Here is a 13,395-nt window from a genome sequence, read left to right as displayed (position 1 = left end):
CGTCTCTCATTTCCCCGAATACCGCAAAAACCAGGTGGATGTGCTGGCTCTGCTCGTCCTGGCGCTGATTCAGGCCAAAGATGTGCGCCACGCTGCACTGGCCGAGCGTTGCTGCGGCAACGCTCAGACAGCCTCGGTCATTCGCAGAATTGAACGCTTCTTTGACGGGCATCCGATATGCTCTCAAGATGTTGCCCGTCTGGTGCTGGCCTTGTTGCCCGACTCCAAGCGCCGTGAATTCATCGTTGATCGCACAAACTGGAAGTTGGGCCTGACGGACGTCAACGCTCTGGTGCTGGCCGTCAACTGGCGGGGCGTGGCGGTTCCGCTGCTCTTTGAGCTGTTACCGCACGGCGGTAACAGCGATACCGACACCCGCTTGATCTTGCTAGACCAGGCACTGACTCTGCTTGGCTGTTGCGAAGTTGCCACCATCTATGGAGATCGAGAATTCATTGGTCAGGTGTGGATTGAGGGTCTGGCGGCCAAAGGATTGCCCATCACTGTTCGGCTGCGGATGGATACTCGTATCGACGGCCTACCCGCGAGCGACTGGCTCAGCGACCACCAGCCCAATACCAAAGGAATTGTGCTAGACGATGCGGTGGTCTACGGCTTGCCAATGAACGTGGTGCTAACTAGAACGGATCAGGGGGAACCCCTGATCGTGGCAAGCAATGCCATGGCGGCCAGCCGAATATTGAGGGGGTACCGCAAACGCTGGAAGATTGAGACGGGCCAACGCGATTACGGTGATACATCTTGAACCTCCGGCTTATTCAGCATAGATGTTGCCTTGTTGACCCACCGGCGATGTTCCCGAACACTCGCTGGTTCAGCTCGAAGGTCGTGCAGCCGCTGGACTTCGGCATCGTCTGCCCAGACGCGCCATGGCTGACCGGGTTTAGGCTGTTCACCCTTGACAATTTCACGCCGCACCCACGTGTACAGGGTCACCACGGGCATCTTCAGTGCCTGTGCCAGCCCATCCAGCGTCCACCAGTCCCCCGTACGCGGGGGACGCCTCGGTCGGACAGCCCGGCCATCTCTGCCCTGAGAAAACTGTAGTCCCAGACGTTGGGCGAGATCACGAACCTGGGCTGTATTCCAAGTGGTCCGACGCTTGGGTGGACGCAGCCCGGCCGCATTCAGCTCGTCGGCCACGTCCAGCGCTGTTCTTTTTTGTGCCACCCCGGCCTTCACTCGTTGGCATACCTCTGCGTAGGTACTGACTTGGTCAAGCCGGGCAACGGGCCGGATCAGCTGACCTTCTGTCACATGCTGGCCCTGCCACTCGATGCGCACTTCCATCCGCTCGTTGTTGGCCGTGCCCCAGAGAGTGATCTGCTTGATCACCAGCCGTAATATCTCCTTCCGGTCCTGCAGCGTTGTGGTCGATGCTGACCACAACGCGGGCAATGCTGTCGATAGGCTCTGTACCTGGAGGATTTCGTCCATGGTCAACTGCCGAGGTTGCAGATGCAGGTGTCGCTCGTACTCCTCTTTCAAGGTACGCTCGGCCTCAAGGGCTTGTTCCCAGGCGCGTTCCAGGGAACGCGCGACGAGACGATGCTCTGGCTCGACCCCCTGATATTGACGGGCCGCACGGTCTGCGTCATAGTGCGCCCGCTCCAGGCGAGCGTGCCAGTGTTGATCCAGCGCTTCACGGTCCCGATTTAACGTGGACTGCGCTTCCAGCGAGAGCGCCACGCTGGCGGGCGTCAAAGCGTCGAGCAGCTGGGTCACGACCCAGCTGTCCACGGTTGTACCCGTACAGCTGAAGCAGGATGGGCCCGCGTAATCCGTGACCTGCCGGATGCAGCTGTAGCGCAGTGCAGATCCCGTAGGCATGGTCTGGTACGACACCACCATGCGGTGTCCGCAATGCCCACAGATCAGCAGGCCGCTGAGGAGTCCAGTGCCCCGTTTCGGGGCACCGGACAACGACGCGACATTGCGATTCGCTCCCATACGAGCGACATGCTCTTGGTACTGATCCCAGCTGATATAGGCGGGAACATGATCTTTCAGCAGGACATGCCACTGATCCGGCGGGAGGGTCACCCGTCCCGTCGAGCTGCGCCCAGCGAGCTTTTTCCTGGGGTCGACCTGCCGCCGTCCATACGCGTATACACCGGCGTACATCGGGTTGTGTAGCAGATTCTGTAAGGTCATCCGGTTCGGCCGACGCCATGTCAACAGACCTCCACCGGCGCGCGTCCGCGAGCGGACGCCCAACTGAATCCGTGCCTCAACCAGGTATTGAAGCAGTGCATGCAGGGTGCCCAACTCTTCAAATTTCCGGAAGATCAGTCGGATCACCTGCTGCACCTGCTCGTCCGGATCCATCTGAATCTGCCCGTAGGCGTCACGAATGTAGCCAGTCGGCATAGGCGTACCCAGCGCCCCTCGACGTGCCTTGTTGAGTTTGCCCTGATGCATGCGGTTCTTGAGAATGTGCAGTTCCGCTTCGCTCATGGTGCCTTTCAGGCCGAGCAACAGCCGGTCATTGTAGTCGGCGGGACTGTAGATGCCATCTGCATCCCCAATCAACGTCTGGAACAGTGCGCATACCTCCAGCAGATGGTGCCAGTCGCGGTTCGAGCGAGCCAGACGGCTCATCTCGATGCCGAGGATCAGACCGACGTGACCGAGACTCACCTCGGTCACCAGACGGGTGAAGCCTGGACGACCCGTCGCGGTCGTTCCAGATTTCCCCTGGTCATCGTCGATGACCAGCACGCGCTCCGGATCCCAGCCCAGGTTGGCGGCGTGATGGACGAGCGCGTACTGCAGCCGGGTCGATTCCTGATGGTGCTGGAGTTGGGCCAGCGTAGACTGGCGTACGTAGACGATGGCCAGCCGATCGAGGTGGTTCACCTCAATCTTGTGATGCCGCCGCAGGTCAGTGGGCACGGTCATGCGGTTCCTGCGTCTTGTCCAGATCGGTGGGCCGCAGCTGCCGTTCCAACAGCCGAACCAACACCTGTAGAAGGCGCTGTTGACGCGCTGGGGATAGACTCAGCCAGAGGGTGGACGGGGGGGGAGATCGGGTCCGGGCATAGGTGACCGTCCTGTACAGGAGCCGCAGCTTTGCTGCGGTGGATGAAGCGAGCGAGCCGAACGAGGCTGTCCGCCCCGATGATAGGCCTAGTGGCTTCTATCTTTACAGCTGTACTGGTGTTGGGACGTGGAATGCCTCTTCAGGGCGCTGAAAAGCAAAGGCTTCAAGTTAGAAAACACGCACATGATCCTTCGGAGTCATGTGGCACGGTTATTGTGTCTCTTGACTCTGGCCTATCTCTGGAGCGTCCTGGTTGGCATCAACCAGGACAGAGCACTCAAAAAACATGGACGTCCCGCCTGGAGCGTCGTGACTCTGGGGCTCCGCGCACTCGTCCGAGCCTGCTCCCGACAAGTAAGTGCTTTGACAGACGAGTTTCTGAACCTCCTTCAACTCTGGACACCGCACCAGAAAGCTGAAGGAGAAAGTGTCGGGTACTGAGAGGTGTTAGTGTTCATGTTGCTCCTTTCGGTCTTGCGCTGTAGGGGAGTCAGTAAGGACGCTTTCTCTTAGTGGGGTAAGGCGTCCTTTTCTGCTGATTGGAGTGAACCCAAAGCGCAGGACCAGCAGGCAAGTCACTTCTAGGCTGGATGATAGCGGGCGGCGAACTCGGCAGGTGGGACGTAGCCGAGACTGGAATGCAGGCGTTCTTGGTTGTAAAGCTTACCGATGAAGTGGTTCACATGGCGCTGTGCATCGTCCAGATCAGCATAATCTTGAAGATCAACCTCCTCTGTTTTGAGAGTTTTGTAGAAACTTTCCATGCGAGCGTTGTCGTAGGGATTGCCTCTTCTGGACATACTTGGCGTGATACCCATCGCCCGCAGGCGGGCGATATAGAGCCGGCTGGCATATTGGACACCTTGATCAGAGTGATGAAGGAGTCCAGGTGCTGGATTGCGAGCAGCAAGCGCGTTATTCAGCGCGGCCAGTGATAGGTCGGCGTCGATAAACTTTGACATTGACCAGCCCACGATCTCACGCGTGAAACTGTCCAGCACGCATGCCAAGTAGACGAAACCCTGCTTCACCCTCACATACGTCAGATCAGCTTGCCAGACCTGATCTGGTTGGGTTGGAATCACTTGTGGGAGCAGATTGGGGAAGCGTTTCTCGCTGTGAGTGGAATCGGTGGTGCGCTGGTAACGCCGCTTGGGTCGACACAATAAGCGATGTTCCCGCATGACCCGCAGAACGCGTTTGTGATTGATGGACTGCCCGCTGCGTGCCAGTTCGCGAGTGACCCGCCGATACCCATAGCCGTTCCACTTCAGCACCACTGCTTCAATGTCAGTAGCGAGTCGTTGATCTTGGTCGATGACTGCGCGGTTTCGTTGACGGAGGTACCACGACCGACTGACCGCATGCAGCTCACACAGGCGACGCACCGACACCGTGGGATGCGCGTGTCGCGCATCCGAGATCATTTGGTGCCTTTGTTCAAGCGGTACGTCGCCAGCGATTTTTTCAAGATGGTGTTTTCTAAGGCAAGTTGGCCGCAATACCGCTCCAGCTCAGCAATCCGCAGCTCGGCGCTGCGATCTGTGGCCACGCCGTCGGTGAAGGCGGCTTCTCCGCGCGCCTCGACCTCTTTGCGCCAACGGTGGATCAGGCTGGGCACTAAACCATGTTCCCGGCTGAGTTGAGCGGTCGTTCGCTGGCTTGAATTGATTTGGTTGACGACCTGAAGCTTGAATTCACGGCTGTGATTGCGTCCTGGCATGAATGCTCCTTCGCGCTGTGATCAGCCTAACGGCTGGTCGGGGCAAAGTGGCTTGGCCGTTGGTCCTCTCTAGGGGGTTCATTCCAGATCTGACAAACTGGAATCATTTCATCAAGCAAAGTTGGGGTGTTGTACTCTGGCCAGCACGCCTTAGGGCGGCTTTGGCGCAAGTCTTGTTGTTTGCTGGTTTCCCAGCTTCCATCGTCGGTGTGCGCTTCGTGCTTCGCCCAGCTATGGAAAATCTCTATCTGCACAGTTCGCTGGATCGTGTTTTCCGAGGCAAGTCCACGGTTTATTGCCAGCTGCCACAGGAAAGGCCCCCGCAGGGGCCAGCGCCAGGGCGGTCAGGCGGCCTGAACGCTCCGCGCCCACTGCCGGATACGCAGGCTGTCCTCGCGGGCAGCAGTGTAATTGGCCAACTTCTCGGCCTGCTCCACTTCATCTGCCCCCTTGCGCCGGGCGTTCAGCTCGCTGATCCGCAGGGCCGTCACGACGTCGAACAGCCGATCCCAGGCGGTGTTGGCTACGTCTACCTCGCCGCGTAGCGCTGCCGCCTGCACGCGATCCAGCAGCGCCACCCGCTGCGCGACCTTCGCCGCGTAGGTGTTGCGCTCGATACTGGCGTACTCGGCCGCCGCGTCGTGCTCGTCGGCCACGGCATCCTGCTCACCAGCGTCGATGCCCTGGGCACGCAGGGCGAGCGCCACGCGGCCCCAAGCTTCCGGGGTCAAGTAAATCGGGGCGGCGGCTTTGCGCGGGGCTTTGTCGGCCAGCTCAGCGGCGGCGTCAGCCACTGGGGGCAGCGGGGTGAGGAGCGGCAGGTTGACGGGAGCCTCAACCTGCGCTTCCTCGGTCGGCTCCGGCTCGACCGGTGCAGCTTCGACCAGTTCGGTCTCCACCGGCGCGGCATCGATCAGGGCTTGCGTCTCAGCCTGGAGGCGCAGGATCTTCTTGCGGCGGGCGGCGGCAGCGGCGTTCCCACCTTCACCGAGGGCGAGTTGCTCGGCCACGATGCTGAGAAGCTCGCGCGCTTCGGTGAAGCGGTCTTGCTGGGCAGCTTCGAGAGCTTCGGTGGCGGCGGTGACGGCGGTGGCCAGGGCGGTCTTCAAGGTGTCATTCATACACGTGTTCTAGCTTCCGTGCGCGGCGGGTTGGTGTGTCGTTCCTGTGCAGACCGCGTCTCTCTCAGGTAGCAAAAAACGCCCCCGAAGGGGCGTCTGGCGAAGTGGAAATTCAGTGGAGCTTGGGCGCACGGTTGGCGATGTTGGACATGGTTTCGAGCACCTCCAGCGCCACCGACTCGTTGTCCTGAGCCACATTCCGGATGCGGGCACACAGGAAGGTGCGGGGCAGGCGGCGGGCCTGATTCAGGCGCTGCTGGGCGTGTTCGTAATTCCGGACGGCGCTGATCAGCAGGGCCGGTGTGAACTCTGCCTACCACTCGATGCCTCCGAGGATCTCGTGGGTGGCAGTGTACTCGGCTTTGAGCTGGCGGTAGAAGCGCTTAGGGTAGCCGCCGCCCTTGCGCTCGAGCAGGGTGGCCGAGGGGCGGATCATGGCGGGGGCGGTGGCGCGGAGTAGGCCGCGTTGGCGGTCGGACAGGGTGGTTTGCATACCCGTGTTCTAGCTTGGGTGCGCAGGGCGTTGGTGTGTCGTTGCTGTAGGGCTTGCGTGTGTCACAGACAGCAAAAACCGCCCAATTACGGGCGGTCAGCAGGGCGAACCGGGCAGCTCAGGCCCAGGTCATGAAGTATTCGGAGAATAGGGCATCGAACGCCTCGGCGACCGCGTAGTAGGCGTTGTCCAAGCCGTCCAGGGCCTCGTACCCGTGATCGCTGAGGTCGTGATGCTTGGCGTCGTAGCCGTCGTCATTCACGATGATCTGGGTGGCCCGGTCGATCAGGGCGGCGACGGCCTTCACCAGCTCGGTCTGCTCCATCCGCGCCAACGCCCTGTTCAGCGTGGCCAGATCGTCATCGTAATACCCATTTCCAAACCACTGCGAGAAGCCGCCGTTGCAGACCTGGCCGTGGAAGGCCTGCACCGCCAGAGCGTGCCTGTTGCGCTGGGAGAGGCTGTCGACAAACTCGGCGAAGTCCAGGCGGCTTTCGTTGCAGGGCCGCAGCTGCGCGCAGATGTAGTCGTCGAATTGGGCGGTGAAGGTGGCGGCGGCGGTCGGGGCGGGCTGGAGGGTTTCGCTCATACTCGTGTTCTAGCTTGCGTGCCGAGGGTGTTGGTGTGCCGTTTGTGTTGCGCCAGGACAGTAAAAATGGCCCCGAAGGGGCACTAGAATTGGGGGGCGGTCAGCTCTCCCAGTAGACGCTGACGATGTGCAGCCCGGAGGAATCTAGGCCGAGGTCAATGCGGCTGCACAGGCCGTGTCGGGCCAGGAGGGCGGCGCGGCAGACTGCATTGGCCACACACGGCTCGACGGTCATCTGGGCTTCGTTGCCCTCGTCATCGGCCACGTGGATGGTGTGCTTTCCGTCCCAGTGGGGCGGCAGTTCCAGAGCAACGAAGTCGAGGGTGGTTGCGGCGGGCCGGGCGGAGTTGGCAGTTTCGTTCATACGTGTGTTCTAGCTTCCGTGTGCGGCGTGAAGGTGTGCGCGTCGTGTTCGTATCGGACAGCGAAACGTCCCCGGAGCGGCGCTGGAAGCTGGGGAGTTCAGCTCTCCCAGTACACCGTATGACCTGAGACAAGGAACCAGAACATGCGCCAAAGAGACGCCTGCAGCGAGGAAGGGTCACGCAGGAGTCTGAGATAGATCAAGACCTCCTCCGCACCTAATACTGAACGCCCATTATCCCGCAATTCACCGAACCCGTGTCTCCATCAGCGTATTTTTTCCTGGATGCTGCCCGCCGTACTCGTCGCTTGGATTAAACAGCGCACAACGCTCCAGCGACAGACAACCGCAACGGATGCACCCGCCCAAATCGTCGCGCAGCCGGGTCAGCGTAGCAATGCGGGTGTCAAGTTCGGCACGCCAGCTCTTCGAGAGACGTTCCCAGTCTGCAGCCGTCGGAGTGCGTCCGGCAGGCAGGCTAGCCAGTGCCAGACGAATGTCGGCCAGCGGTAAGCCCACATGCACGGCGGCGCGGATAAAGGACAGCCGCCGCACCGTGTCGCGCGGATAGCGGCGTTGGTTGCCTGTGGTGCGGGTGCTGATGATCAGGCCCTTACGCTCGTAAAAGTGCAGCGCGGAGACGTTCAGGCCGCTGCGTTCGGCCAGTTGGGCGGGAGTCCAGTGGGAAGCGGGTAGAGACATAAGGCACCTCCAAGGGGTTGACCTCAACTTTACTTGAGGTTCTAAGCTGAAGAACACCAAGACCAAGGAGAAGCCATGAAACTGATCTTGAGCCTGTCTACCCACCGTCCTAGCCGATGACCAACGCACGTTCGCCCCCCAACAGGACACCCATGCAAATTGGCAATCTGACCTTCTTGATCACTGACCTGGACGTCCAGCACGCTGTCGATACAGCAACACCTGGCCGGCACCGGCTCCCCAGTGAGCGGCCTACTGCGCCCGCGACGTTTGAAGTCACCTTTCAATTACGAAGTTCACGAACAGGTTACATCTGTCTAAACTAAATGAGATTATATCTAAGGTACGCGACCCAATAGGCACTCATATTTACCTTCCGATGAAGACTGAGCCGAAAAGTTTTAATCAGCCATTCTATTTATTTAAGGAGTCATTATGTCTACTTCTGTTTTTATCCGTCACGTAACACAGCCTGGAGAAAGAGAAACAGTTCACTCCATATGGGAGCGTCACATGGCACCAAATATCACAACAAATGGTGATCACGAAGCTTATTTTTACTGCTTTGATGATAATAATCAGGACGTTATTGTGGTTTATCAGCAGTATACAAATGCTGAGTCCGCAGCAAGTTTCTTACAGACGCCTGCTTACCTGGCATATCTACAGGAAGTAGAACCTTACCTGATGGGACCGGCAGAAGTAACAGCCGCTTCACCCATCTGGGTTAAAAAAACATCCTAGAACCTAGGGTGACCTGAGACCAGCAATTGAAACCTGCGCCAAGCTCAGAAGTTGCACCCGCATTCAGGGCAGCCGGGCGTGACCAAGATGGACGTAGCCACCATCGGGGTGGTTGAGAACCGAGAGTTCCAAGAGCTTGGCGTCGTATCCGGCAGCCTCGGCGGCGTAGCGCCACCCCAAGCAGAGCCTATCTGCCCCGCTGAGGTCGATGTCCTGAACGCCCCACTCGGCAAGGCGGGCCAGCAGCTCGGGCAGCGTGCCGATGAAACTCTTGGTGAGCACCTCATACCCAACCTCAGTCAGGGCGCAGGCCTCCGCTACGGTGGCCACGAAGTAGGACTCAATTTCAGGCTCGTTCAGCACGATCAGGTAGGTCTTGCCGCAGGCGCTCAGGCGGCGCTGCAAGCTCCTAGCTTTGGAGATGCCGACTGAGGTTCCCCCCGTCGTCGGTCCAGTCCAGTTGCACTCCAAATCTTATCTTGAGGTGCTCCCAAAAACCGATCCGGGTCAGGATGGAGTCTCCGGCGGGCGGCGAGTTGAGGCAAACTGCGCTGCGAATGCTCCTGGAGCGAGATTTCCCAGTGCCGAGTGCGGCCTGATGTCATTATAGTCGATCCTCCACTTCTCAATCTTCTCAGCGGCGTCATCCAACGACAGAAACCAGTGGGTATTCAGGCACTCGTCCCGGAAACTGCCATTAAATGATTCGATGTATCCGTTGTCTTGAGGGCGTCCTGGACGGGAAAAATCAAGGGTGACTTGGCGCTGATACGCCCACAGGTCTAGCGCTTTGCTGATGAACTCACTCCCATTGTCGACTCGGATCTTGCCAGGGGCCCCACGGCCCCTGGCGGCCTCGGTCACCACTTCGACCACCCGCTCGGCTTTGATACTTTGATCGACGTGGATTGCCAGGCACTCCCGTGTGAAAATGTCGATCAAGGTCAGGGATCGAAAGCGTTTACCATTAAATAGTGCGTCTGAGACGAAATCCATCGCCCAGACCTGGTTGGCCTGGATAGGTTCTTCTCGCGTCGCGCGATGCGCGGCACATACCCGGCGTCGAGGTCGCTTCATCCGCAGATTGAGCCCAGCTTGTTTGTAGAGCCGGTAAATTCGTTTGTGATTGATCTTCCAGCCTTCACGGGCCATCAAGACATGAATACGCCGGTAGCCATATCGTACCCGCGTCTGGGAGATCTCGGTCATCCGCTTCAGGATGACTGGCTCCTGAGTGTCCACCAGCGGTTGATACCGCTGGACGGAACGCCACACCTTGAGCACCCGACACGCTCGCCGCTCGCTGATCCGATACGCCCGCCGCAGATGAGTGACTAAAACGCGCTGCTGGACGGGCTTTAGAGCTTTTTTGCAATCACATCTTGGAGCATGGCTTTGTCCAGACTCAGGTCGGCGACCAACGCTTTGAGCTTGCGGTTCTCCTCTTCGAGCTGCTTCAGACGGCGTAACTCACTCAGACCCAGACCGCTATACTTCTTTTTCCAGTTGAAGAACGTCGATTCAGCGACGCCCATTTTCCGACAGACTTCACCGATAGTAACACCGGTTTCTACTTGTTTGAGCGCGAAGCTGATCTGTTCATCGGTGAACTTTTTTCCCTTCATGCTGACCTCCGGGGACGTCGTCCCTCAGTGTGCCAGATACTCCATTCTCATATGGCTCGGTTTTCCGGGAGCACGTCACGTCGGCTTGCCAAGCTGGCCGAGTTGGGCGGTCTGCCGCCCGTGGGCGTCCGCAACGATGAGTGGCTGTACATGCTTCAGGAAGAAACCCGCCAGTCGCTAAGCATTGAGGGATACTTCGCTACCGATGCCCAACTCAAGGCGGTGCTGGGGGGGCGGCGCAGCGGGCCGGAAATCCTGAACTACTTCCGAGCGGCGCAGGGGTTGTACGATCTGGCTTTACAGCACCACCGGGAAGGCGAAGTGGTCGTAAGTCTTGCCATGATCCGCCACATCCACAGCGAGCTGTTCCGCGAACTCGATGAGCGGCGTGGTTTGTTTCGCACCGGCGGTATCCAGATCAGCGGAGCAAAGGTGCGCCCGCCCGAACATGATGCGGAGACGTACATGCGGACTTGGCTGGAGCTTCTTCCCATTATCTTGGCCCGGTTCACAGCGCTGGAGGCACTGGCACGTCTGCATGTGTTGTTCGAGGCCATTCACCCCTTCCGGGACGGTAATGGGCGTGCGGGACGCATCTTGCTCAATTATGTCGCCATCAGTCTGGGGTGGCCGCCGATCATCATCAAGGGGACGGAGGCCAGTGATAGAGAACGGTATTACGCCGCATTGGAAGCTGGAGACCGGGGCTTTCATACCATTTTTCCCACGCCGAACCGCATCACTCTGGAGCGGGCGCTGGACGAGGGCGACTTTGGTCCTATGCAAGATCTGCTGGCAGACGGCGTGTTGCCGCAACTGGACATTTTGCTGGCAGCGGCTGTGGGCGCTGCGTCTCCATTGCAGCCCCTGAGTGAGCTGGCCCAAGGCTTTGGGGTTCAGGAAGCCACTTTGCGTCAGTGGGTCACGCGGGGACAGCTGGTGGCGGTCAAGCGTGGGCGCAAGCTCTACAGTCATCCCCTGCTGCGGCTGCGGGACGCAAAGGAGGAACCCAATGACGGCTTCTAGTGACGCCCTACCCCTCCACACTCGTCCCATGATGCCCTTGGATCTGAACTTCATCGTGCTGAGCGTAACCTTACGGGCCCTGGAGAGAGTTGACCTGCCCCCTTTCCCCGGTTCAAAACTGGAAGGGGCTTTTGGGCGTGCCCTGTACACAGCCACACTGCGAGACTTGCCAAGGCTGCCCGCTCCAAACCATCTGTCCGTATGGACTGACATATGCTCCCCGGCGACCCCAGACGCTGGCCGTGGCCTCGCTGGCCACACCACCCCGTCCAGTGGTTTTCCGGGTGGCTTACGGCGAAGATCAGAAGCTAGAACCCGGCGAAACGTTGACCTTCGGCATGGTGGTGATCGGCCAAGCTGCAGCGCAACTGGCGTATTTGCTTGCGGCGCTGCGCGAGGTGGGTCAGCGCGGCCTTGGGCGGACGCGTGGTCGCCTTGAGATGACCGAGGTTCGCAGTGTCCAGCCTTATACCGGAGAACAGACCTTGCTCCTCCAAGGCGCAGAACTGGGCGTCAATCTCTCTCCTATCGTGCTGGGGCTTGCCAATTTTCCACCTTTGGCGCACGGGAGTGTTTGTCTGCATTTGCGTTCGCCACTTCATCTCAAAGTGGATGGTCAGATGGCGCAGCACCTGCATTTCCCGGTCTTGGTGAGGGCTTTGCAACGGCGCGTGAGCAATCTGGAACAAATGTACGGAGGTGGCCGGAGTGTTGGAAGTGATTTCTCTCAGTTACCGCTGATGGCCCGCGATATTGAAACGGTTGCGCAGCACACGCACCAGGTTTCGCAGCTGCGCAAAGGCAGCCGGCCCGATCAGAAGGCCAGTATGGATGGCCTGATCGGCACCGTAGAGTACCGAGGTGACCTGTCACCCTTCACAGCCCTGTTGCGCTACGGAGAGCAGCTCGGTGTAGGGAAGTGGGCGCATTTCGGGGCGGGGCTGTACACACTCGATTCGGCACTGTGACCGTGACCCGTAAACGCAGCCAGGGCCAGCGGTTGCTGCGCCACATCCGGCTCCTCAGCGAGGAGGGACCGATGACCACCGCAGAGTTGGCAAGGCACCTGGACTGCCAACTGCAGGAAGTGCAGCGTGATCGCCGCTTGCTGCGTGCCGAGGGCCACGTTATCTGGCAGACCGAAGAGCGGCCCATCCGCTACGGCCTCCAGCATCCGTGGCGGGCGACAATCAGCAGCCCTGAACCCGTGCGTGCCGTGATTACCCACGCTCTGTTACGGCTCCTGCACCACCATGCCCCCACCCCCAGCCGGGTCTACCACGAGGCGCTGATTCACCTGACCGAGCAGTTACCTCTACGGTTGCAGGCGGTCTTGCGCCGTACCTTGGCGTCTCCCCAAGGCAGCACGCCCAGAATCCTAGAAACGGTGGCCGCCGCTTGGTGTTATGGAGAGGCCGTCGAATTTCTCTATCAGAAACCGACAGAAAGCGTGCCGAAGTGGAGCGTGGCCGATATCGCCTTTATGGAGATCAACCGCAGTAACCTCGATTGGTACGTGTTCGCTCGGCGGCAGGGTGAGACAAAGGTCAAGACGTTTCACCTCTCCCGCTTTCAAGATGCCCGGCGACTGACTGCTCAGCTCAGTCCTGATCTCGATTTCGATCCTCAGGCTGAACTGGACGGCGCATGGGGAATCATTGGTGGTCAGCAGCACTGCGAGATCTGTCTGCGTTTCACACCGGAAGCCACGCCATACGTGCACTACCGCCGCTGGCCGGGCCAGCTTGAAGGAGAGCGGCAAGATAATGGCTGCTACGTCCTGCGTCTCAATGCCCCACTTGATCGCCATAACCTCCCAGTGGAGGTCATGGCGTGGATTCGTGGGTGGGGGCCAAGAGTAGAGGTGATCTCTCCTGGCTGGCTCCGGCAGCAATGGTTGGCCGAAGCAAGAGAAGTGGGCGAACGCTACGGGCTGTGAGCACA

General features: G+C 59.6%; 15 protein-coding genes. 5 read left to right on the top strand and 10 right to left on the bottom strand.

The genetic code is table 11. The annotated features are described in order from the left end of the window. Positions 1-40 precede the first annotated feature (40 nt). On the top strand, positions 41-766 hold the full coding sequence (locus EHF33_RS13865; protein ID WP_124873255.1) for a hypothetical protein: 726 nt from the start codon (positions 41-43) through the stop codon (positions 764-766). Here the strand turns inward: EHF33_RS13865 and EHF33_RS13860 are convergent. The 8 genes from EHF33_RS13860 to soxR all read right to left on the bottom strand — a co-directional run bounded on the left by EHF33_RS13860 (position 748) and on the right by soxR (position 8,056). Continuing rightward, positions 748-2,922, bottom strand: a complete 2,175-nt coding sequence (locus EHF33_RS13860) for a recombinase family protein (protein ID WP_124873253.1) — start codon at positions 2,920-2,922, stop codon at positions 748-750. The genes EHF33_RS13865 and EHF33_RS13860 overlap by 19 nt on opposite strands. Before the next feature lie 723 nt (positions 2,923-3,645). After that, positions 3,646-4,491 (bottom strand): IS3 family transposase, encoded by an 846-nt coding sequence (locus EHF33_RS13850; RefSeq protein WP_124867809.1) that lies wholly within the window; start codon positions 4,489-4,491, stop codon positions 3,646-3,648. Then, on the bottom strand, positions 4,488-4,787 hold the full coding sequence (locus tag EHF33_RS13845) for a transposase (protein ID WP_124867807.1): 300 nt from the start codon (positions 4,785-4,787) through the stop codon (positions 4,488-4,490). The genes EHF33_RS13850 and EHF33_RS13845 overlap by 4 nt, the downstream gene beginning before the upstream one ends. Before the next feature lie 344 nt (positions 4,788-5,131). Then, on the bottom strand, positions 5,132-5,908 hold the full coding sequence (locus tag EHF33_RS13840; RefSeq protein ID WP_124873251.1) for a hypothetical protein: 777 nt from the start codon (positions 5,906-5,908) through the stop codon (positions 5,132-5,134). Positions 5,909-6,221: 313 nt separating this feature from the next. Beyond that, positions 6,222-6,401, bottom strand: coding sequence for a hypothetical protein (locus tag EHF33_RS13835; RefSeq protein ID WP_124873249.1), 180 nt, complete (start codon positions 6,399-6,401; stop codon positions 6,222-6,224). A gap of 118 nt (positions 6,402-6,519) precedes the next feature. After that, complete coding sequence (locus tag EHF33_RS13830; RefSeq protein ID WP_124873247.1) at positions 6,520-6,990, bottom strand: DMP19 family protein; 471 nt, start codon at positions 6,988-6,990, stop codon at positions 6,520-6,522. A 100-nt stretch (positions 6,991-7,090) separates the two neighbouring features. Then, on the bottom strand, positions 7,091-7,354 hold the full coding sequence (locus tag EHF33_RS13825) for a hypothetical protein (RefSeq protein ID WP_124873245.1): 264 nt from the start codon (positions 7,352-7,354) through the stop codon (positions 7,091-7,093). A gap of 246 nt (positions 7,355-7,600) precedes the next feature. Beyond that, the gene (gene soxR / locus EHF33_RS13820) at positions 7,601-8,056 is read right to left on the bottom strand and encodes a redox-sensitive transcriptional activator SoxR (protein ID WP_124873243.1); all 456 of its coding nucleotides are present in this window, start codon (positions 8,054-8,056) and stop codon (positions 7,601-7,603) included. Between the two features lie 435 nt (positions 8,057-8,491). Here soxR and EHF33_RS13815 point away from each other — a divergent pair, with 435 nt between their 5' ends. Next, a complete protein-coding gene (locus EHF33_RS13815) occupies positions 8,492-8,800 on the top strand; it encodes a putative quinol monooxygenase (RefSeq protein ID WP_206431641.1) in 309 nt (102 codons plus the stop codon). 63 nt (positions 8,801-8,863) lie between these two features. Here EHF33_RS13815 and EHF33_RS13810 read toward each other — a convergent pair whose 3' ends face one another. Next, positions 8,864-9,205 carry a hypothetical protein gene (locus EHF33_RS13810; RefSeq protein WP_124873239.1) on the bottom strand — a complete coding sequence of 114 codons (342 nt, stop codon included), beginning with the start codon at positions 9,203-9,205 and terminating at the stop codon, positions 8,864-8,866. 102 nt (positions 9,206-9,307) lie between these two features. Next, a protein-coding gene (locus tag EHF33_RS13805; protein WP_124873238.1) for an IS3 family transposase occupies positions 9,308-10,425 on the bottom strand; the annotation gives its coding sequence in 2 pieces (ribosomal slippage) (positions 9,308-10,173 and positions 10,173-10,425; 1,119 coding nt in all). A 51-nt stretch (positions 10,426-10,476) separates the two neighbouring features. On the opposite strand from EHF33_RS13805, the gene EHF33_RS13800 reads away from it, so the two are divergent. The 3 genes from EHF33_RS13800 (at position 10,477) to EHF33_RS13790 (ending at position 13,390) form a co-directional block, all read left to right on the top strand. After that, complete coding sequence (locus tag EHF33_RS13800; RefSeq protein WP_124873236.1) at positions 10,477-11,451, top strand: Fic family protein; 975 nt, start codon at positions 10,477-10,479, stop codon at positions 11,449-11,451. 242 nt (positions 11,452-11,693) lie between these two features. Next, complete coding sequence (gene cas6 / locus EHF33_RS13795; protein ID WP_241191353.1) at positions 11,694-12,419, top strand: CRISPR system precrRNA processing endoribonuclease RAMP protein Cas6; 726 nt, start codon at positions 11,694-11,696, stop codon at positions 12,417-12,419. Next, positions 12,416-13,390: a helix-turn-helix transcriptional regulator gene (locus EHF33_RS13790; RefSeq protein WP_124873234.1), complete on the top strand. Its 975-nt coding sequence runs from the start codon at positions 12,416-12,418 to the stop codon at positions 13,388-13,390. Before cas6 ends, EHF33_RS13790 begins: the two co-directional genes overlap by 4 nt. Positions 13,391-13,395: the final 5 nt, after the last annotated feature.

This window comes from Deinococcus psychrotolerans (assembly GCF_003860465.1).
GTDB lineage: Bacteria > Deinococcota > Deinococci > Deinococcales > Deinococcaceae > Deinococcus > Deinococcus psychrotolerans.
Note: the sequence above shows the minus strand (reverse complement) of the source record. Positions and strands in the feature narration are given on the sequence as shown.

Coding starts and splice junctions, on each gene's coding strand:
- soxR (WP_124873243.1), bottom strand. CDS start 8,056: ATGTCTCTACCCGCTTCCCACTGGACTCCCGCCCAACTGGCCGAACGC.
- EHF33_RS13835 (WP_124873249.1), bottom strand. CDS start 6,401: ATGCAAACCACCCTGTCCGACCGCCAACGCGGCCTACTCCGCGCCACC.
- EHF33_RS13825 (WP_124873245.1), bottom strand. CDS start 7,354: ATGAACGAAACTGCCAACTCCGCCCGGCCCGCCGCAACCACCCTCGAC.
- EHF33_RS13850 (WP_124867809.1), bottom strand. CDS start 4,491: ATGATCTCGGATGCGCGACACGCGCATCCCACGGTGTCGGTGCGTCGC.
- EHF33_RS13800 (WP_124873236.1), top strand. CDS start 10,477: ATGGCTCGGTTTTCCGGGAGCACGTCACGTCGGCTTGCCAAGCTGGCC.
- EHF33_RS13830 (WP_124873247.1), bottom strand. CDS start 6,990: ATGAGCGAAACCCTCCAGCCCGCCCCGACCGCCGCCGCCACCTTCACC.
- EHF33_RS13860 (WP_124873253.1), bottom strand. CDS start 2,922: ATGACCGTGCCCACTGACCTGCGGCGGCATCACAAGATTGAGGTGAAC.
- EHF33_RS13815 (WP_206431641.1), top strand. CDS start 8,492: ATGTCTACTTCTGTTTTTATCCGTCACGTAACACAGCCTGGAGAAAGA.
- EHF33_RS13840 (WP_124873251.1), bottom strand. CDS start 5,908: ATGAATGACACCTTGAAGACCGCCCTGGCCACCGCCGTCACCGCCGCC.
- EHF33_RS13845 (WP_124867807.1), bottom strand. CDS start 4,787: ATGCCAGGACGCAATCACAGCCGTGAATTCAAGCTTCAGGTCGTCAAC.